Consider the following 21,289-nt stretch of genomic DNA (forward strand, 5'->3'; position numbering starts at 1 on the left):
AAGGCGAGAATCCACCAGAGGTTCTCACCTTTTTGTAAGAAGTTTGTTTTGTTATTAATTATTCTTACGAAAAAAACTTTCCTACTCCATAAAAACGTTTTTTCTTTCGTTCTTCCTCTTCTAATTCTCGCGTTCGTTGCTCTTCTTCTAATCTCTTTTTTCTATCATTAGCAAGTCGTTCCTGTCGAATCCGTTCCTCTACTTTTCGTTGTGCTTCCTCGGCAAGCCGTTTCCGTTCTTCTTCCTCTCGTTGCTTTTCTCTCTCTTGTTGCCTTTTTTCTATTAAAATAGGATTCTCTTTTGAGGGAATGGCAATACCTAGATTTCTAAACAAATCCTCCTGTTCTTGAAAGAGTTGGCTTAAAACAATCCCTTCTCCACGGTAAATTTGGACTGAGAAAATCCAGCAATAATACCCTAACCCTGCGACTATCGCCCTTAAAATTGTATGAAGACGCTGGTCTTTTTCTATGCTTAATTCCGTGTGTTTGCAAACAAACAACAGTCCCTCCCACGCAGAATCTACTTCATGTTTCATGCAATATTCAAGGTATTTCTGGTAGTTTTCGAACTTAGCTGTTAATTGCTCCAGTCTTTCGCTCCCGGTATCGATTTCTAAAGTAAATAAAATATGCTGATTAAATAGTATTTCTCCATCTGGACGGACCTTCCCATTTTTATAGTAACCAGAATTGGTGGAAACCTTATTAAAATATAGGTATTCCTGAACTGCAAACAAATTGTGGCGGATATCTAATTTCTTTCTAAACTTAGTCGCAAAGTCTAAATACATCATGGTATGTTCTAAGTTTTTCAAACCTGGCTTCAGCATGGTGGCAGAAAAATCACCATAGGGTTGATCTTTGAAGCCAGCTAGTTTGTTCTCTTGATCGATCTGAACTTGTTCCTGAACAAATTCAATCCCCTTGCTCGTTAAGCAGTGAATCAGTTCCTGACTATATGGATAGCAACTAAAGGATTCGATCATCCTAGTGTTTCGTAATTCAGATGTATATCGAGAAATATTTGCCTTTTGTCCAGCCTGATTAGAATCTAAATGTCCAAAAATTAACTTTCTTAAATGCTCGTTGGTTAATCCGCGGTATTGATAAATCAAAGTTAATATTTGTTGCTGCTTGTTAGAAATACGGTTATTTCTCCATAAAATCATAGTGAAAATCAGTTCCTTTCGTAATAAAAATGAGTGGTGAATAGGGTGTTGCATTTGAGGGTATTTACTTGCGCTTCCAAAACCATACATACAAAGTTCATAGAACCCTTGTTAGTTATAGGTTCTTTTAGATTGGTAGAAAATACATCATCTATGTATGGTATCTAAGTCGTTCTAGACCATACATAGAAGTCGTACATACCAACCATACATACCTCCCAAAAAGCAAAATAAAAAAACAACCTACCTATGGCAGCTTGTTATCCTTTTCTCACGGTATTTAATTCATTTCCGATTAATGGGCAGACTCCCCCCTTATCGGTATACCATTCTTTTTCGCGGAACCCGCAAATCACTCATTCCTAAAGGAACGTTTATTCAAAAATTCTCACTCGACCCCAAAGGGTGCATTGTTTTCAAAACCATCTCACCCTAAAGGTGGATTTTTAAAAGTACCTATCTTTATTATAGATATTAACCTTAAATCTATCAACTCATTTACACGATAGAACTATAATAAAATGGATTCTTGGAGGCAATGGCTTGTCTTTAAGCGTAGACAGTTAGATAATGGATCGATCGTATGCATTTTCAATTTGCAGCCATGCTAATGCTACTTTAAGAAGGTAAAGCATATATCGCTACATTGATGTATAGGTAAGGTAGAAGAACACCGTGCTCACCCGTACCGTGTTCTTTTTTCATTAAATCAAACAATATCCTTCTTTGAATAAAGTTAAAGGCAAGGAAAAGAAGCATCGTTTAAGCACACTATGATTTTTTTTATCTAATAAAGGCAAATCATGGAGCATACTCGCAGAAGAATGCCGCCAAGCATGAAGCAACTCAGAGAAGCGAGGCCCATTCGAGGAAGCAGTGAACTTGAAAGTGAACTCGAAGTTGCAGAGCAAAGCTGGCAATCATTCAAATGCTGGACCATTGCAAGGGAAGACACCTTGCAATCATTTCAGCACTAGGAACTTCATTCCTCCCAATTACAGTCGGAAGCTCCTATTTGAAGGTTAATTCTTGGAAGGGACTGAAAGAACCTGCTACCGCGAGTTCTCCTAGTCCCTTCCCTTTTTTTATTTCCTATTTTAATTGAATCCCTTGTTTAATTATAGATTTTTTTAATTTTTGATTGCGTGGTTCACTAACATATTTAGCCATCTGTTTTGTCCATCCAATGGTCTTTCTCCCATTAGTTCTCCTATTATAATAATCTGCTGATATTTGTTCATAACCCTCTAACTCGAAAAGCAATTGATCTATTTTATAAGTTTCATTATGAATAACTGCTCCTCCTGGCAATCTTGGTTTTTGCCAAGGTATATCTGCTGGATAACCTAAACACATACCAAAAAGAGGAACTACATACTTTGGTATGTTTAATAATTTTATGACAGTATCAAGATCATTACGTATTCCTCCCATGAATACTCCTCCTAATCCATAGGATCTTGCTGCGATCAACACATTTTCAGCAGCTAAAGCCGTATCAACCGCACCTACAAGGAGGTTTTCAACCTCATCAATTTCAAAATTAGTGGAATACATGTCTGTAGTAAGCTTTAGACGATAATAATCTGCACAAAAAACAAGAAAAATTGGGCATTCTATTACCCATTTTTGCGACTTGCAAATCTCTGAAAGTTGTTCTTTAACCTTTGTATTTCTTACAATGATTACACTATAAGCTTGAACATTATGTGAAGAAGGTGCCCATTGTGCACATGATAATATGTTTTTAAGAATATTGTCAGGAATAGAGTCCTCGGTATATTTCCTAATTGAGCGATGACTTTGGAGTAAACGGGTTATATCGTTTGGCATAGAAAAAGCCCCCCTCTCTTAATCTTTTTACAGTGAAGGTACCTAGCACCTATATTTATTACTTAGATTAAATTGTCTATCTTCTTGATTCATTTGATTTTTTAAAGCCCAAGAAAATATACTTCTTGGGCTTTAATGTTTTGTTTTATATATGGTTATTCAATTTTTCCTACTAACTGTTCTTTTGGGGCAGGTAATTTAACGTCATTTTTTAAAATGCCAATTCCTGAAATTTCAATTTCGATTCTGTCTCCATCCTGTAATGTAAATTCATTAGGAGGTACTATGCAAGTTCCTGTTAGTAAAACAGTGCCATCAAAGATTTTATTATCCTTAATTAAATAGCCGATAAGTTCAGAGTATTTCCTTTTTAGCTGTTTTGTATTTGCAGTTCCCTCAACTACTTTTTGATTATCTCGATAGATTTGACAAGTAATTTGAAGGTTATAAGGATCTTCAACAGTTTCGGCTAATCGGATTACTGGCCCAATTGAACAAGAATTTTTCCAAATTTTTGCTTGTGGAAGATATAGTGGGTTTTCTCCTTCGATATCACGACTACTCATATCATTTCCTATGGTATAACCTAATATTTTCCCATCTTTATTAATTACTAGGCCAAGTTCAGGTTCAGGAATTTGCCAATTAGAGTCACTGCGAATGTGGACAGCATCATTAGGCCCTATCGTACGTGCTGCAGTAGACTTAAAGAAAATCTCAGGACGATCAGCATCATAAACCTTATCATAACAAGTTATGACATCAGTTTTTCCACCTGTTGATTCATATTTTCTGGCATCTCTACTTTTCTCATAGGTAACACCACTTGCCCAAACTTCTGGGGCAATTATTGGAACAAGCAATGAAAGTTCATCGATTGACTCCTTTATTGGTAAGGATGTAGCAATTACATTTTCAACTAAGAAAAGGGTGGTAACTTTTTGATTTTCAGCCTCATTTACTAGATTCATAAAGTCTGTATAAGGTAATCTATATACCTTGTTTTCATCAGTTAATGCAGCTAATATTGAATCCTCATCATTATATTTAAAACGGATAATACGCATTGTTATCCTCCTCTCAATTATTTATTACTCTAACTCTTCTAAATCAAAGGCTTGGAACATTTTTTTTTGCCTTTCGGTTTTTATTTACGAAATTACATATTCTAGAGATACCTTCTAATAGTTGCGATTCCTCTGTCGCAAGCGATATGCGAACCATATTTTTAGATGAATTTCCAAAGGTTGTTCCAGGAGCAACCGCTACTCTTTCTTCCTGTAATAAAGAAAGTGCCAGCTCAGATCCTTCCTTATCTAGTTCACTTAAATCTATCATCATATAAAATGCACCTTTTGGCTTGAATGCTTTTAATCCATTATCTTCTAATAGCCTGTATGCTTTATCACATCTGTCTTTATAAATTTCTTGCATTTCCTTTAAAAAGGTTTGTGGACCAAATAAGGCAGCTTCACCAGCTTTTTGAGAAACAGAAGAGGCACAAGAAACCATTAGTTCTAAAGTTTTAGACATAATTTCAGCAATATGTTGAGGAACAGCTGCGTACCCTAATCTCCAGCCAGTCATTGCGTAATTTTTAGAAAAACTATATACACTGAGAACACGATCATTATCGTCAAAAGTCTTTGGACTAACATGTTTTCCATCAAATATTATTCCATCATAAACTTCATCAGAAATTATATATAGATCATGTTTTTTGGCAAATAATAATATCTTTTGTATAGTTTCTTTATCGAATATTCCACCTGTTGGATTTCCAGGTGTATTTATCATCATAACTTTAGTCTTATTTGTAACTACTTTCTCTAAATGGTCAAAGTCGGGTATAAAACCATTCTCAGGTATCAAATTGTAACGTACTGGAATAGCCTCTTGATTTAAAATCATTTGTTCATAGTTAGGCCAACCAGGGTCAGGTATAAGAACTTCCTCACCAGAATCCACCAACGCAAGCAAACTAACATTTAATGCTGTAACCGCACCAGGAGTGACAATTATGTTAGTTTTATCAATATTTAGCTCATACTGTTTTTGTAAATGAATTGCCAATTGTCTTCGTAATGAATCAAGACCAGCGTTTGAAGTATAATGAGTAAACCCTTCATCCATTGCTTTATATGCAGCTTCACAAATATGTGAAGGTGTAGCAACATTTGGTTCACCTACCTCCAAATGTATAACATCCTCCATAAGAAGTGCCTTTTCCATTATTTCTCGAATACCAGAACGAGGAAGTTTATTACGAACTATTGAAATAGGTTTCATTTTGCGCCTCCTTAATTACTTCAACTTAATAATGATTCTGTCCTCTACTTACAAATAAGCTGTATCGGTTTGAAGTCTTAATTCTTTAATTTTATTAACAAATTGCATTGCCCTGTCTGTAATTTCATGTAGAATAGTATCATTTATTCCACTTTTTGTATTAACTAATGTACTTCCAATTCCAACAGCTACAGCTCCGTTTTGAATATATTCCTGAATATTGGAAAGGTTAATTCCGCCTGTTGGCATTAGTGGAATTTGCGGAAGGGGTCCATGAATATCTTTTAAATATTTTGGACCAAGTGCATTAGCTGGAAAAACCTTTATTATGTCAGCTCCGTGCTCATAAGCATAAAGAATTTCAGTAGGAGTCATTGCCCCTGGAATACTTAATACTCCATACCTCTTTGTTATTTTTATTGTTTCAATATTTACGGTTGGTGAAAAAATAAATTCAGCTCCTGCTATAATAGCTAGTTTAGCTGTTTCTGGATCAAGTACTGTACCAGCACCAACAGTAATCATATCTCCTAATTGGCTTTTAACTTTCTTAATACTCGATATAAAATCAGGAGACTCTGCTGTAATTTCTAAAACCCTAACCCCACCTGCCAACAAGGCATCTGCAATAGCAACAATATTTTTATCTGTAACATTTCTTACAACTGCAACAATCTTTTGGTTCTTGATGGTTTGCAAGGCACTCATGCTAATCCCCCTATCGATGGATATCAATTTTATTAAATTGTTCTAAATACCCATTAAGTTGATCCCTGTCTGGAAGCCCTTCAACATCTCCCTCAACCATTGTCACCATACTTCCTATTACTGTAGCCCTTTCCACAGCTGTATACATAGTTAAACCATCTAATAATCCTGATATAAACCCAGCAGCAAATCCATCTCCTGCCCCAACTGGATCAATAACCTGCTTTACCGGATAAGCTGGAACATATTTATTTTCTTCTTTTGTGTAGTAATACGCTCCCTTTTCACCGAGTTTTAATACTACGATAGAAGGACCAATTTCATATAAGGTCTTGGCTATTCTTTCTGGAGTCTCTTCCCCAGTTAAGAACTCTCCTTCATCTATACCAGGTAAGATTATATCCGACCTTTCAGTAATTTCTAATAACACTTTCTTGGCTTTTTCTTCCGACCATAGTTTTCTTCTTAAATTTGGATCAAATACAACTTTTACTCCATTCCTTTTTGCTATATCTATAGCCTTTAATATAGTTTCATAGCAAGTGTCATTTAATGCAGGGGTAATTCCAGATATATGCAGATATTTTGCCTTAGCAAGATATGATTCATTAAGATCTGTTGGTTTCATTAAACTCGCGGCTGAGTTTCTCCGGTAATAATGAACACGTACATCGTTACTAGATATCATTTCCTTAAAATAAAGGCCAGTCTGGTTAACGGGATCTAATATAACCTGACTAACATCCACACCTTCCCCACGTAAGAAGGCTAAGATTTTCTTTCCAAATTCATCATTCCCAAGTCTACTAACCCATCCCACTTTGTGTCCCAATTTAGATAAACCAATGGCTACATTTGATTCAGCCCCTGCGATTGTTGCCAAATATTTAGATTTATATCTCATTGGTCCCTTAGTATCGGGTGTAAAAAGGATCATAGATTCTCCGATTGTTACAACATCCATGCTTTCCTCCCCAATCAATAGTTCCCTTAAATATACATAAGTATCCAATTAGCCTATATCTCCTCGTCTATACTTATAATATTTTTATTGACTTTCAGATTTGCGGTATTGGTTACTGTATAGAGCAACACTTGAGCTCCATCAGATAAATCTTCTTTTGTTGAATACTCCTCTGGGCAATGACTTAATCCATTAATACTTCTTACAAAAATCATCCCAATTGGACATAATCTCCCCATAATCATTGCATCGTGAGCAGCTCCACTTGTTACTTTAGAAAAAGGAATTTTTAATTCCTTTGCTACTGCTGTCATTTGTTCTAGGATTTCCTCTTTAACAGGTACAGGTGCTGTATCCTGTGTTACTATAATTTCATTTTTAAGTCCTCTTTCATCACATACTTTATTAATATAGTCTCGAATTCTATTAACTACCTTATCTCTTGTATCTAAATTAATATCCCGATAATCAATTGTTAATTCAACCTCTTCCGGAATAACATTATGTCCTCCTGGATGGGCTTTAATGTAACCAACTGTACCTCGGGTAGTAGGTGCTTTCTCTATAGCAGAACGCTCCACCTCCTGAATAATCATTCCTGCTGCTACCATTGGGTCCCTACGTAGATTCATAGCGACAGCACCAGCGTGCCCGGACCTCCCGAATATTCTTACTTTCATTTGGTAAGGGCCAGCTATTCCTAAAACAATCCCCGTGGGCTTATTTTCCTCTTCTAACGTTTGAGACTGCTCAATATGTAGCTCAAAAAACGCTGCAATTTCAGAACTTGGCCGCTTTGAAGCTAAAATTCGATCTGGATTAGCACCAAATTCCTTTAATGCACTAGCTAAAGATATCCCTTCATTATCTTTTTCATCCAGAATAGATTCAGGCAGGAGACCGGCAACAGCCATACTTCCCATTAATCCACCAGCAAAGCGACTTCCCTCTTCATTTACAAAGATGGCCATTTCAATAGGAAGAGTTGTTTCTATATTGTTGTCCTCTAATGTTTGTAATACTTCTAATGCGGAAAGTACACCAGCCGCCCCATCGAATTTTCCACCATTTCTAACAGTATCAAGATGAGAACCTGTTAAAATAACAGGTTCCTGCACTTTTCCTTTACGTTTTCCGAATACATTACCGACAGGGTCTGTCCAGATTTCTAAGCCTGCTTCACGCATCCAACTTATAACTAAATCGGTTGCTTCCCTATCCTCTTTAGAAAAGGCAAGGCGTGTTACTCCTCCGTCTTTTGTACTTCCTATTTCACCCAATACTTGTATGCGATTCCATAACCGTTCACTATTAATTTCCAACATTCTCACCTTCCTAAATCAAAGGTCATAATTTGCCTGCTTTTTCACCCATTGGCCATATCCTCGTTCACCGATCACTACACCGTCTGCATAAACTCTTTTTCCGCGTACAAAAGTCTCTTTTACATTCCCCGTAACTTTCATACCTTCGTACATTGACCAACCAGATTGAGCACGTAATCTTTTACCTTCAATTTCCCATTCTTTTTCAGGGTCAAATATGATTAAGTCCGCATCCGTACCTACTTCTATGGATCCTTTTTTTGGATAGATTCCTAACAAACGTGCTGGATTGTATGAAAAGAGTTTAACAAGATGCTCTAAACTAATTTGTTTTTTGTGTACACCTTCGGAAAAAATCATTGGGAGCATCGTTTCAACTCCAGGACTACCAGAAAAGTTATCAAAAACATTCGGATACTGATCTATAGGATGCGGTGCATGATCAGAGGCAATAAGATGTACTTTTCCTTCTCTTACCGCCTTCCAAACCCCAAGTCTACTTTCCTCACTTCTTAATGGTGGATTAATTTTAAAATGGGCACCAACCTCTTTCCAACGGTCGTAATTACAGAGTAAATAGTGAGGACAGGTCTCAACGGTTACCCTAACACCACTTTTTCTAGCTTGATCCACTAACTCAAATGATCTTGGAGTACTAGCATGTACAATGTGAAGACGGCAATTTAATTCCCTAGCGATTTCGATTGCCGTGAATGTTGCGATTATTTCGGTCATTTCAGGTCTTGTTTCGTGGTGAGCTGCTAAATATGTTTTACCTTCTTCTGTATATTTTTTTACTAAATGATCGATAATCCACTCATTTTCAGCATGTACCATGGCTGTTTGATTACTTTGGGCAATTAAGTTAAACATTGCATATAGTTCTCCATCATCAACAGCACGCATATGATAAGTAGCTGCACCTGAAGTTGCGTGCATTAAACTTTTATATCCAGTAACTCCAATATCAGCAATTGTAGGTATATCTTCTAAATATTCTGGTAACCCGCCAGCAAGTAGGGAAAAATCAACAACTGCTTCCGCTGATGTTAATATTGCTTTATTTTCAATATCACTAACACTAGTTGGAGCTCCTCCTAGATCTAATGGGTGATCGTTAATAGTCGTAACTCCACCAGCAGCAGCTGCAGATGTAGAATTCCAATGTCCTTCATATTTATCTCCTAATGAATGGACATGATTATCAACAACACCAGGCATTATTAGAAGGTTTCCGTAATTTACCTCTTCATCAGCTGAAGGCATTGAACTCTTAGAGCCAATATTAACAATTTTTCCATCCTTAATAGCTATAGAAGTATCTTCAAATACTCCATAATGAGTAACGATCTTTCCTGTAACAATTAAATCAACTGTCATTTTTTATCCCGTCCTTTTATTCAAATTCTATATATATATGATTTTTTAAAAGCAATAGTTGTAGCCTTTAAGACTTGCGTATTCGTTGTAAAGAGGTAATAGAAACTGCAAGAATAATCAAGATACCTTTCGTAACATCCTGAAAATAATAAGGAACATTTAACAATGTTAATCCATTTACTAAAACCCCAATAATTAAAGCTCCAACTAATGTCCCAGCTAGATTAGGTTCTCCGTTTTTAAATGCTGTACCTCCAAGGAAAACTACTGCAATAGCATCTAGTAACATAAATTCCCCTGCAGTAGGACTAGCTCCGGCCATATGAGAAGTTAATACAACCGCAGTTAGGGCAGCACCAATACCACAAACAATAAATGCTAACATTAAATTCCACTTTGTATTTACACCCGATAACATTGTTGCTTCTTCGTTACTTCCAATGGCATGAATATATCTCCCATTTCTGGCTCTATATAAGAAGATATGAATAATCAATAGAAAGATAGCCATAATAAAGATAGAGGTTGGAATACCAAATAAATACCATGACCCAAATATTCCAAAAACATCTGGGAATCCCGATATTGGATGTCCATGTGTGTACGCTTGATTTAATCCAGCTACTAAGAATCCAATCCCCAAAGTAGCAATAAAATCAGGAATACCCATATAGGCAACAAAGAATCCATTTATACAACCAATTATTGCACCAATAACCAAAGCAATAATAACCGCTGTCATCATAGACATACCTGCATCAACAATAAGTGCTCCAAGAAGTACACCAATTGCACTTGCCACATATCCAATAGATAAATCAATTTTTTTGGTTATCATAACAACTGTTAAACCGGTACTAATTATCATTAACATAGAAATCTGTCTTAATATAGTTAGAGCATTACTGTATGAAAAGAATGAGGGACTTAAAATTGAAAATACTAAAATAAGTATTATAAGCCCTATTAAGGTTCCGTAAACTCTCAATAATTTCGAAATATCAAAATTCGGTTTGGACTTTTCTAGCTGTGCTTCCATTCTTCTATACCTCCTTATGTATAGTAATTAAATTTCTCCCATTGCATGAGCTAGTATCGTATCTGCTTCAAATTCATTTTTCTTCAATTCAGCAACATTGTGGCCTTCCTTCATTACTATGATTCGATCACAAATAGCTTGTAATTCTGGTATTTCTGAAGAGATCATCACAACAGATGTACCATTAGATGCTAGGTCTTCAATTAATTTGTAAATCTCACCTTTTGCCCCAATATCAATACCTCTAGTAGGCTCATCCAAGAAAAATATCTTTACAGGCCTACTAATCCATTTTGCTAATACTACCTTCTGTTGATTTCCTCCACTGAGGTTTCCAACCAATTGATCTGGTCCGGAAGTCCGAACTTGTAATTTCTCAATTAAATCTTTGACCACATTCTTTTCCTTAGATTTATTTATAATTGAGCCTCTACTACTCAACATTTCTAGGCTTCCTAACGAGATATTGGATTGAACAGAAAGATCAGATACAATTCCTTGCTTTCTGCGTTCTTCAGGTACTAGTACTAATCCAGCTTTAATAGAGTCCCTTAAATTTTTAAAATTCACTTCTTTTCCTTCTAGAAAAACCTTGCCACTGTCTTTTTTATCTATACTAAGAAGCGTACGTACCGTTTCTGTCCTGCCAGCACCAACTAATCCAGATATCCCAAGTATTTCGCCTCTTTTAACTGAAAAACTTACATTATTTACGACGCCTTTTCTCGAAAGATTTTCAACTTTTAATATTTCATCCCCAATTGTTCTATCAGATTTACTAAAAAAACTATTAAAATCTCTATTTACCATCATCTTTATCAAATCATCTTTAGTAACGTCTTTAGTTCTTTTAGTTGCTATTGATTGACCATCCCGTAACACTGTAATCTCGTCTGAAATCTTAAATAACTCTTCGAAATGATGGGATATATATATAATCGTTATTCCTTGTGATTTTAGATGAATAATATAATTTAACAAATGGTCTATCTCATGATGTCCTAACCTCGCGGTTGGTTCATCTAAAATTAAAATTTTTGCATTTTGTGAGAGACTCTTTGCAATAACAACCATTTGTTGATCTGACACACTTAAATCCATTATTTTTTCCTTAGGGCCTAATTTTATGTCTAATCTTTCTAATAAATCACTAGCCCTTTTATTTAATTCCTTTTCATTTACAATAGAAGTTCCATACCACTTAGGTTCATTACCTAGAAATATATTTTCTGCAACGGTAAACTCTTGTACCAAGGAAAGCTCTTGTGGAACAAGAGCTATCCCTAATGACTTTGAATGTGCAAAACTGCTAATATTTATTGATTCTCCGTCTATAAATGTTTCTCCATTATCCTTACTGTAAATACCACTTAGAATTTTCATTAATGTGGACTTACCTGCACCATTTTCACCAACTAATGCGTGGACCGTCCCTTTTTTGATTCCAAAACTAACATCTTTTAATGCATGGATTCCACCAAATTGTTTACTAACACCTTTCAGTTCCAATGCAAAGCTAGTTTCATTCTCCATCTTTTTTCTCCACCCCTTTACCGATCTTTTCCATATAACCTCCCTTTAGTTTTCTAAAAATTCATCAACATTTTCTATAGTTACTTCGATCATCTCGTTTGAATAATATTTTTCTACTTGCTCTCCATTTGCTAACTTTTCTGCAGCATCTACTGCCTTTTGACTTCTATCTTCTATGTCAGCAACATAAGTAACAACTATTGGTCCGCCCTCTTTAATTGATTGAAAAGCTTGTTGTTCTCCATCAACACCACCTATAACAATTCCTTCTTTTCCTAAATCTTTTACTGCTTTTGCTGCACCAATGGCTTCTAGGTCAAATGTAGCCCAAATTGCGTTAACATCAGGATGTGCTTGCAGTGTACTTTCAACACCTTTATAAGCTAATTGTTCAGTACCAGGGAACCCTGTAGTTATATTAGCAACTCTTTCAATGCCAGAATATTCTTTTAATATTGCATCTTGAACATTCCGTCTCATACGAATGGAGACATGATTATTATGGCTTAATGTAATAACCTTTCCCTGAAAGCCAGTTTCTGCGGCTAAATATTGATAAAGCCGTGTTGCAACTTCAAAATCATTTGGTGCAATCATCGTTGATACACCAGGTATCCACCCTGATAAAACACTAATAACTGGAATTCCTTCTGAATTTGCCTTTTCCACAACACCTTTTAAAACATCTGTTTCTCCAGCTTGAATAATAATTACGTCTACTCCAGCCTGAATTAAAGTTTCAATATCCTGTACTTGTTTTTGCGAAGAGCCATTCGCATTTACCATAAACGCTTTATGCCCTTTTTCTTCAATAAACTTTTGAGTATATTCATAGTCTTTTTGGTTATTAATATTACTAAGGGCTAAGGTACTAACACCAATTGTAATTGGACCATTGTTTCCGTTTTCTGAATTAGAGGTTTTGTTTTCTTCAGTCTTTCCTTGATTATTAGATTGTTCCTTTTTGGTAGGTGCAGATGACGAAAATACTGAACAACCAGAAAGTAAAAAAATGAGAATGAAAGAAATAATTGTTATATATTTAGACCTTTTTACCATCGATTATTATCCCCCTTTAGACCCTGGTATTTTGAAGACTAGTTATATTTTCATATCCAATTATTTGTTTATTCTCTGGATATCCCCAAGTTAGAAACTTACTTGTTCGGCATCCCATACTAACCAAAATTTCTGCAAGTTTTACTGCAGGACTAACGCCATCTAATACTGGTACACCGAGTCTTTCTTGTAAATCATCTACAAAAGAAACAAAACCAGCACATCCAAGAAGAATACTTTCGGCACCATCTTCTTCTACAGCTTTTAGACTTACTTCTGATAAGGCTTTTAATCCTTTTTCTAAATTCCTATCAAATTCTAAAACTGAAAGACCAGTTGATCTAATAGATTTACAGCGATCTTCCGCTCCATGCATACGTACCATTTCTTCTGACATTTTCCTTGATCGATCTAAGACAGAAACAATTGAAAAGTTAGGTGCTAAAAACTTAGAAACAGTTATTGCAGCTTCTGCTATTCCAACGACTGGCTTATCAGTAACTTCCCTTGCAGCGTATAAGCCAGGGTCTCCAAAACATGCTATAACATAAGCGTCTATTTTTTCCTCTTTATCTCCTTTAAGAATCTCCTCAATCACACCTGGAACAGCTAAATATTCATCATAATAGGATTCTATACTGGCAGGTCCAGTAGACGGACTGACTGCAAATACTTCTGTATCAGGACTAACAAACTTTTGCCCAGCGAGTTGAATATTTTTAGTCATCGACAACGTTGTGTTAGGATTAATTATTTTGATACGCATATAAAACACCTCTAATTCTTTCAGAATATCCATTTATTATTTACGTGGAGTTTCTTGCTATTAGCTTTCCTTCAAATTTAATAATTCCGGTTTTTCCCTCACTACTTTCAAGTATCCTTTTTAATAAGATCATTGCAGCAGTTTTCCCCATTTCAAAGGCTGGTTGCGAGATATTACTTAGCGAGGGTGTAAATATATCTGCAAATGCCAGTTCATCTACACTTATTAAAGCAAGATCATCTGGTATGTTTATATTGTTCTTTACTGTGTAGTGTAGAATTTCCATCATAGATAGATCGTTCCCTGCAATAATTGCAGTTGGGGGATTTTTCAATGACAACATGTTAGCTAATCCTTTTTGAATAACACTTAGCTCAAGACCTTTAACCCATTCATTGTCAACCGCTAATCCATTTTTATTCATGGCGTTGACAAATCCAGCTATCCTTTCCACCCTTGGAGTTACATTTCTTATAAGCGAAGTTGTAATAATGCCAATTCTTTCGTGCCCCCTTTCGGTTAAATGATTTACCGCAAGTTCCATAGCATGTTTGTTGTCTAACAATACAGTGTCTACTGTAAGCCCTTCCACAATTCTATCTATAAAAACAAGTGGAAACTTTTGTTTTTCCATCTCTGCGTATAAATCAAAATTTCCACCTGTAGGGAAGATTATTAAACCATCAACCTGTTTGGCCCTAAGCATGTTTATATAATCTTTTTCTTTTCCAGGATCATCATCTGCATTACAAACAATGATATGGAAGTTATTCTTATTGCAAGCATCTTCAATTGCTCTAATAATTTGTGTTGAAAAAGTATGTAGTATATTTGCCACAATTACCCCAATTGTTGATGTTTGTTTCATCTTTAAGCTCCTAGCAACAAAATTAGCTTGGAATCCTAATTCTTTAATTGATGCCTCAATTCTTTTTTTAGTATTTGAACCCATGTAATCATATCTACCATTTAAAAATTGAGATACTGTACTCTTTGAAACGTTGGCATGTTGAGCAACATCAGTTATGGTTATTTTTTTCATTTTGTAATAGCCCCTTTAAGCCTTTAATAAATCGGTTTAGTAAATCGGTTTATTGATATTTTATTCTGAATCTTGTAAAATATCAATATATTATTTAAAATTCTGAATTTTTTTAAAAAAAGTTTTTAAAGTGAAGCTAATAGAAGCTCTAATTCTCCATTATTAATTCCTTGAAGTTGTTATGTAAGAGAAAAGAAAAATGGAGATAGGAACTTTAATGAAGGGAGTGGAGATTTTAGGAAAGAGTGGATTTAGAGCCTTTAATATAACAATCCATTTATTAATACATTCAAGAGATTGATTTGTATTTCTAATTAAAAAATGATTTAAAAAGGAGCTAATATTTTATGAAATCTGTAATGAAAGAAAAGTTATTTAAAAATTTTATCTGTAATGATTGGGTAGAATCGGTATCACAAGAAACAATTAAGAGTATTAACCCAGCAAATAAGGAAGAAATAGTTGGTTTTGTTCAAAATTCAACAAAAGAAGATTTAGAAAAAGCAGTTCAGGCAGCACATAGAGCGAAAAAGTCTTGGCGTAAACTTGGACAAGTAGCTCGCGGACAGTTGCTATTTAAAGTAGCTAATATTATTGAGGAGAATTTAGATGGAATTGCGGAAACAATGACAAGGGAAATGGGGAAAACACTGCCAGAAGCAAAAGGTGAAACAGCTCGTGGTGTCGCTATCCTTCGATACTATGCAGGGGAAGGAATGCGAAAAGACGGGGATGTTATTCCAGCTACTGATAAAGATGCTCTTATGTTTACAAAACGTGCACCTTTAGGTGTAGTTGGAGTTATTACTCCATGGAATTTTCCAGTTGCTATTCCAATTTGGAAAATAGCTCCTGCCCTTGTTTACGGCAATACAGTGGTGCTGAAACCAGCAACTGAGGTTGCAGTAACATCCGCAAAAGTGATTGAGTGCTTTACTAAAGCTGGCTTTCCAGAAGGAGTAATTAACTTTATTACTGGTTCAGGATCAGTGATTGGCCAAGCTCTAATTGATCACCCACTATTAAATGCCATTACATTTACTGGTTCTGAAGGAGTAGGCGATGTTGTGGCAAAATCCGCAGCAGCAAGAGGAATTAAATTTCAATTAGAAATGGGTGGGAAAAATCCAGTAATTATTACAAAAGATGCGGATCTAGATGCTGCTGTTGAAGCAGTGGTTAGTGGAGGATTCAGATCTACTGGACAAAAATGTACTGCTTCAAGTCGTGTAATTGTTGAAACAAGTATATACGATGCTTTTAGAGAAAAATTGGTTAATTCATCCAAGCAGATCACTATTGGAGATGGCCTAAAAGATGGTATTTGGATGGGTCCTTGTGCGAGTGAAAGTCAATTCAATACAGTAAGAAAATATATCGAACAAGGAAAGAATGAAGGTGCTTCTCTTGTACTTGGTGGAGATATTTTAACCGGAGAAGAATATGATAAAGGGTTTTATATTGAACCTACAATTTTTGAGAATGTTAATTCAGATATGACTATCGCTCAAGAGGAAATTTTCGGACCAGTAATTGCACTTATTAAAGCAGACGGCTTAGAAGAGGCCATAGATATAGCTAATAATACAAAATACGGATTAAGTGCTTCCATATTTACATCTAATATAAGCTCTTTACTTGAATTCATTGATGAAATTGATGCTGGTCTCGTCCGAATTAATGCAGAAAGTGCAGGAGTAGAACTACAAGCACCATTTGGGGGCATGAAAGCTTCTAGTACTGGTGCACGAGAGCAAGGTGAGGCAGCCAAAGAATTTTTCACCTCCATAAAAACGGTATTTATAAAAGGTTAATTTCGAATCTATATAACTAGAAATCTATCGGATTTTAAACAAGGAGGGAACTTAATCATGAGGGAATCACAAATATTATTGGAAAGACTGGGTTACCCATCTACAGATTTAAAAGCACTTCCTATTTCTACAAAAACATTTCCAGATGGTGCTCAATATCGAATCGAGCTTCCTAGTGTAGAGGGTCCAGCTGCACTAAGGGAAACTCTTGATGAAATTGATCGCTATGGTATTACAGTTCACCGTGTATCACAGGGAAGTGGTATAATGCTTCATACTGATAAAGAAATTCAGGAAATGTGTAATATGACTGCAGAAAGAGGAATGGAACTCAGTCTGTTTGTTGGACCGAGGGGAACATGGGATATTAGTGCACAACCATTAACAAATGGAGGTAAGTCCATTGCATTGCGTCATGAAGGTGCAGATCAACTTGTTTATGCGATGGAAGATCTAAAAAGAGGAGCTAGGTTAGGACTGCGTGGTGCATTAGTAGCCGATGAAGGTCTTTTAATGATAACAAAGGAAATGAAAAAACACGGCCAACTGCCAGAAGACTTTGTTGTAAAAGTATCTGTTCAAATGGGTGCTGCAAATCCTGTTTCTGTCAAACTAATGCAAGACTTAGGGGCAGGTACATATAATGTACCAACAGCACTTTCACTCTCTAAACTTTCTTCCATTCGGCAAGCCATCGATATACCGATCGATTTATATGTTGAAGTACCAGATAATTTCGGTGGGTTCCTACGTTATTATGAAATACCAGAGATCATTCGTGTCCTAGCACCAGTGTATATTAAATTTGGTCTTCGTAATCATCCTGATGTATATCCTTCTGGTAAACATCTAGAATCTACTAATATTGAATTGTGCAAAGAACGGGTTCATCGGGCTGCTTTAGGTATTGAAATAATAGAACGATATTATCCCGAAGCAGTAACTTCCAAAACAGGGGTTGGTGATCTAGGTATTCCAAAGGTTAAAATTCCCAAAGGGGAACTGTAATTTAGTCCAATAAAGCATCTGGTATGAAGAAAACACTGCAACTCATTCATCCGCGAATCACTTGCAGCTACATTCGTACGTACGGTCCCGTATACGGCGGTTCAATAACTTGAGTATCGACGTTCATATAAATGGTTAAGGTCTTTTAAACCCCATTTATTGAGCGTCTTTATTTTAATTGCATTATGAAGTGTTTCACAGCCCGAAAACTTCCAATAGCCCCTTTCGGGTATTGGCTACTTTCCAATCCTCTTCGTGTTGTATTCCTAATCTCCTTAGTTGCTGATACCGCTTTTCAATCATCTTCCATCTTTTCTATATTATGTCCTAACCGATGATTCAGCCATTTTGCAACATCTTCTATAAGGGGGAGCGTCAGGAAAATGCGGTTTTCTGATGGGACCCCATGTAGAGATTACATGTTTCCAATTAGGGTAGTTAGTCAGTAATTCCCCACATTATTTTTATCATAAACAAGCTAATAATCCTGCTGGGCCTAAAATATAGCTCATTCTCAAGACGAATACATTGTTTAGATGACAACAATGCTTATAATTTCCTTCTAAAAATTATAAAATACCACAAAAATATTTTGAAGTAATACTTCAATTTTTATATAATATAATTATAAGAAATTTACATTAATTGCTTTAGTTTAGAATAATAAAAATATCTGGATTGTGATGAGGGATATACATGGAAAAGTCGATTGGTGAAAAAATTAAGATAGCCAGAAAAAGTAATGGATTGACATTGAAAGAAATATCAGAGAAAACGCAACTATCGATAAGCTTCATTTCACAAGTTGAGCGATCAAAGTCCTCCGTAACATTAGAATCACTAAAAAAAATCTCGGAAGCCATTGGATTGAATCCGAGTTATTTTTTCTCGAATCAAGATGGTGAATCGAAAGCTACGATTAAACGAGATGTATTAAATGAAAACAATATGACGCAAAATAGTTTCATTTATAAAGATCTGTCAGGAAATCTACCTAATCAACTTTTTACACCTATTTTAGTAACACTTAACCCTGGTGATAATCGGGGAAAACCTTTTTCTCATAAAGGGCAAGAGTTTATTTATGTTCTTGAAGGTATACTTTCTATCTTATTAGATGATGAAGAATATAATTTGAAGCCTGGAGATTGTATTCATTTTGATGCATCACATCTACATTACTGGTTTAATCGAACAATAGATGTAGTGAAATTTTTATGTGTTTCATCAGGTTCGAACAACTGATAGCAAAAAACAGTCTAAATTAATAGACTGTTTCTTTTTTTGTAATTGATTCGTAAATGGAAACTGCAACAACAAGATCTAATATAGAGAATCCGACAGATTTAAAAAAGGAAATCTCATCATTTGTTTCTCGCCCTTTTTTCTTACCAATGACAATCTCACCTAATTCAGCATAAATCTCCCCAATCGAAAAATCATTGGAAGCCATTGGAATAATAAAATCTCCTGCTTCTTCAAGAACCCCTTCCATCGTATCCACGACAATTCGATTACATTTTTTTAGTGTATTCACATCAACCTCTTGCATGTGGTGTTGATAGGAGCCGATCCCATTTATATGTGTACCAGGTTTTAATTGTGTCCCATCAAAGATAGGTGTGGTTGAATTGGTTGCACAAACTATAATGTCAGCTTGGGGAACACCTTCATCTGGATTTTCTAATACTTGGATTTCACCGTTCCAACTTAAATCGTTACGAAGGTATTCCTCAAATTGTTTCACTTTTTCTAATGTCCTATTATAGAGCATAATGAGCGAAAGATCTCTAACTTCTAAAATAGCACTGATTTGCCCTCTAGCTTGCTCTCCACAGCCAATAATCAAACAGCTTTCTGAGTTTTCTTTAGCTAAATACTTAGAAGCAACGCCACTTAATGAACCTGTTCTCATGACGGTGAGTAGTGATGCATCTAATAGAGCGATGTGCTCACCTGATTTCGCATCTGTTAAGACCAAAACACTTTGAAGTGTTTTTCTATTCTCAAGGTTATTATTAGGATGAATACTCACGATTTTCACTCCAGAATATCCAATATCCTCAGAATACGATGGCATATATAGCATTGTACCATTATAGTTTTTCAATTCAATTGATGTCCGAAGAGGTGTTTGAACAGATTTATTTTGTTGTATCCTCAATGCCTGTTCAACTGATTCGATACATTGTTTCATTGAATACTTCGATTTCACTTCTTCTTCTGTGATTATCCGCACCTTGTCCCTCCTCCTTTAGCATTTGCTATTTGCTAATACTACTTGGTATCTACCATAAATTCTTTAATTAAGGAAACGGAATGATTCATGTCATCCATATGTACACATCCCACTGCAGTGTGCATGTATCTCATCGGAATTGAAACACCGCCTGTTAGTACTCCTTTACCAGCTAAGCTAATTTTGGCTCCATCCGTTGCTCCTGCAATCATGACATCTCTTTGAAAAGGAATATCATGTTTTTGGGCGGAACTCATAAGTTGATTTGTCAATTTCTTAGGAACTGCATTTCCATTAAATGTTTTTAATGACCAATCAAAGAACTTTATAGCTGGACCACTTCCCATTTTAATAGGAAGTGCTTGTTCGGGTGTACCCGGTGTACCACCAGCAAAAACAACATCAATCGCAAGGGCAAGATCTGGTTCAATTCCAAATGCGGCTGGGCCTGCTCCTCGAATACCAATCTCTTCTTGCACGGTTACAACTGCATATACTGTAGGAACGATCTCAAGATGTTGTAATTCCTTCATAACCTGTATTAAAACTGCACAACCTGCGCGATTATCTATCGACTTTCCTGCATATACTTTCCCACCATTTAAAAATTGTCCTTTTCTAGCAAATGATACATAGTCTCCTACTTGTACTCCTAACTCTTCAGTTTCAAGTCTGCTAGAAGTACCTACATCTACATAAATTTGGTCAATAGGAATGGTCTTACTTGCTTCTTCTCGAGAAACTATGTGACTTGGCTTACTTCCTGTTACACCTGTGACAATTCCTTTACTCGTATTAATAGAAAGAAACTGGTTAATGGCCATACGGGGATCGTGGATTCCAACTGGGAATATATAGACAAATCCCATCTTATCAATATATCTAACGACATAGCCAATTTCATCCATATGGGCAGACAGCATTATTTTATAATTTGGGTCTGTCCCTTTCTTTATAAATACTAAATTCCCAAGATTATCTTGATAAAAATCATCGGATATGGGTTGCATGTTTTCCATTAGATAGTTAGCAACCATCTCTTCATCACCTGATACGCCGTGAAGTTCATCTAATTCTAGTAAATAATCCCTCAACTTTTTCATCTATCAATCTCCTATT

Annotated in this window: 19 protein-coding genes; 4 read left to right on the forward strand and 15 right to left on the reverse strand. The window is 35.7% G+C overall.

The features are described 5' to 3' along the window. Positions 1-64: 64 nt before the first annotated feature. On the reverse strand, positions 65-1,171 hold the full coding sequence (locus ACFYKT_RS19140; protein WP_389222800.1) for a replication-relaxation family protein: 1,107 nt from the start codon (positions 1,169-1,171) through the stop codon (positions 65-67). A gap of 836 nt (positions 1,172-2,007) precedes the next feature. On the opposite strand from ACFYKT_RS19140, the gene ACFYKT_RS19145 reads away from it, so the two are divergent. After that, positions 2,008-2,148: a hypothetical protein gene (locus ACFYKT_RS19145; RefSeq protein WP_389222802.1), complete on the forward strand. Its 141-nt coding sequence runs from the start codon at positions 2,008-2,010 to the stop codon at positions 2,146-2,148. Between the two features lie 115 nt (positions 2,149-2,263). Here the strand turns inward: ACFYKT_RS19145 and nfsA are convergent, their stop codons facing one another. The 12 genes from nfsA to ACFYKT_RS19205 form a co-directional block, all read right to left on the reverse strand. Further along, positions 2,264-3,004 carry an oxygen-insensitive NADPH nitroreductase gene (gene nfsA, locus ACFYKT_RS19150; RefSeq protein WP_389222804.1) on the reverse strand — a complete coding sequence of 247 codons (741 nt, stop codon included), beginning with the start codon at positions 3,002-3,004 and terminating at the stop codon, positions 2,264-2,266. A 155-nt stretch (positions 3,005-3,159) separates the two neighbouring features. Beyond that, on the reverse strand, positions 3,160-4,071 hold the full coding sequence (locus ACFYKT_RS19155) for a fumarylacetoacetate hydrolase family protein (protein ID WP_389222806.1): 912 nt from the start codon (positions 4,069-4,071) through the stop codon (positions 3,160-3,162). A gap of 43 nt (positions 4,072-4,114) precedes the next feature. After that, on the reverse strand, positions 4,115-5,293 hold the full coding sequence (locus ACFYKT_RS19160) for a pyridoxal phosphate-dependent aminotransferase (RefSeq protein ID WP_389222808.1): 1,179 nt from the start codon (positions 5,291-5,293) through the stop codon (positions 4,115-4,117). A gap of 48 nt (positions 5,294-5,341) precedes the next feature. Then, positions 5,342-6,001 (reverse strand): bifunctional 4-hydroxy-2-oxoglutarate aldolase/2-dehydro-3-deoxy-phosphogluconate aldolase, encoded by a 660-nt coding sequence (locus ACFYKT_RS19165; RefSeq protein WP_389222810.1) that lies wholly within the window; start codon positions 5,999-6,001, stop codon positions 5,342-5,344. Positions 6,002-6,011: 10 nt separating this feature from the next. Further along, positions 6,012-6,965 carry a sugar kinase gene (locus ACFYKT_RS19170; RefSeq protein WP_389222862.1) on the reverse strand — a complete coding sequence of 318 codons (954 nt, stop codon included), beginning with the start codon at positions 6,963-6,965 and terminating at the stop codon, positions 6,012-6,014. A gap of 53 nt (positions 6,966-7,018) precedes the next feature. After that, the gene (locus ACFYKT_RS19175; protein ID WP_389222812.1) at positions 7,019-8,290 is read right to left on the reverse strand and encodes a Zn-dependent hydrolase; all 1,272 of its coding nucleotides are present in this window, start codon (positions 8,288-8,290) and stop codon (positions 7,019-7,021) included. Between the two features lie 15 nt (positions 8,291-8,305). Further along, on the reverse strand, positions 8,306-9,670 hold the full coding sequence (locus ACFYKT_RS19180; RefSeq protein WP_389222814.1) for a dihydroorotase: 1,365 nt from the start codon (positions 9,668-9,670) through the stop codon (positions 8,306-8,308). Between the two features lie 67 nt (positions 9,671-9,737). After that, entirely contained in the window at positions 9,738-10,709 is a 972-nt protein-coding gene (locus ACFYKT_RS19185) for an ABC transporter permease (protein ID WP_389222816.1), read from the reverse strand. Between the two features lie 27 nt (positions 10,710-10,736). Further along, positions 10,737-12,242, reverse strand: coding sequence for a sugar ABC transporter ATP-binding protein (locus ACFYKT_RS19190; protein ID WP_389222818.1), 1,506 nt, complete (start codon positions 12,240-12,242; stop codon positions 10,737-10,739). Positions 12,243-12,287: 45 nt separating this feature from the next. After that, the gene (locus ACFYKT_RS19195) at positions 12,288-13,301 is read right to left on the reverse strand and encodes a sugar ABC transporter substrate-binding protein (protein WP_389222820.1); all 1,014 of its coding nucleotides are present in this window, start codon (positions 13,299-13,301) and stop codon (positions 12,288-12,290) included. Positions 13,302-13,317: 16 nt separating this feature from the next. Beyond that, entirely contained in the window at positions 13,318-14,067 is a 750-nt protein-coding gene (locus ACFYKT_RS19200; protein ID WP_389222822.1) for an aspartate/glutamate racemase family protein, read from the reverse strand. A gap of 40 nt (positions 14,068-14,107) precedes the next feature. Then, on the reverse strand, positions 14,108-15,109 hold the full coding sequence (locus ACFYKT_RS19205) for a substrate-binding domain-containing protein (protein WP_389222824.1): 1,002 nt from the start codon (positions 15,107-15,109) through the stop codon (positions 14,108-14,110). A gap of 347 nt (positions 15,110-15,456) precedes the next feature. Between ACFYKT_RS19205 and gucD the strand changes: the two genes are divergently transcribed. The 3 genes from gucD (at position 15,457) to ACFYKT_RS19220 (ending at position 19,176) form a co-directional block, all read left to right on the forward strand. Next, on the forward strand, positions 15,457-16,923 hold the full coding sequence (gucD, locus tag ACFYKT_RS19210) for an alpha-ketoglutaric semialdehyde dehydrogenase GucD (protein ID WP_389222826.1): 1,467 nt from the start codon (positions 15,457-15,459) through the stop codon (positions 16,921-16,923). Between the two features lie 57 nt (positions 16,924-16,980). Continuing rightward, positions 16,981-17,931: a U32 family peptidase gene (locus tag ACFYKT_RS19215; RefSeq protein ID WP_389222828.1), complete on the forward strand. Its 951-nt coding sequence runs from the start codon at positions 16,981-16,983 to the stop codon at positions 17,929-17,931. Positions 17,932-18,627: 696 nt separating this feature from the next. Next, on the forward strand, positions 18,628-19,176 hold the full coding sequence (locus ACFYKT_RS19220) for a helix-turn-helix domain-containing protein (RefSeq protein WP_389222830.1): 549 nt from the start codon (positions 18,628-18,630) through the stop codon (positions 19,174-19,176). A 19-nt stretch (positions 19,177-19,195) separates the two neighbouring features. On the opposite strand, the gene ACFYKT_RS19225 is transcribed toward ACFYKT_RS19220, so the two are convergent. After that, the gene (locus tag ACFYKT_RS19225) at positions 19,196-20,170 is read right to left on the reverse strand and encodes an ornithine cyclodeaminase family protein (RefSeq protein WP_389222832.1); all 975 of its coding nucleotides are present in this window, start codon (positions 20,168-20,170) and stop codon (positions 19,196-19,198) included. A 38-nt stretch (positions 20,171-20,208) separates the two neighbouring features. Beyond that, positions 20,209-21,273, reverse strand: coding sequence for a M42 family metallopeptidase (locus tag ACFYKT_RS19230; protein ID WP_389222834.1), 1,065 nt, complete (start codon positions 21,271-21,273; stop codon positions 20,209-20,211). Positions 21,274-21,289: the final 16 nt, after the last annotated feature.

This window comes from Cytobacillus mangrovibacter, from assembly GCF_042865275.1.
Taxonomy (GTDB): Bacteria; Bacillota; Bacilli; order Bacillales; family Cytobacillaceae; genus Cytobacillus; species Cytobacillus mangrovibacter.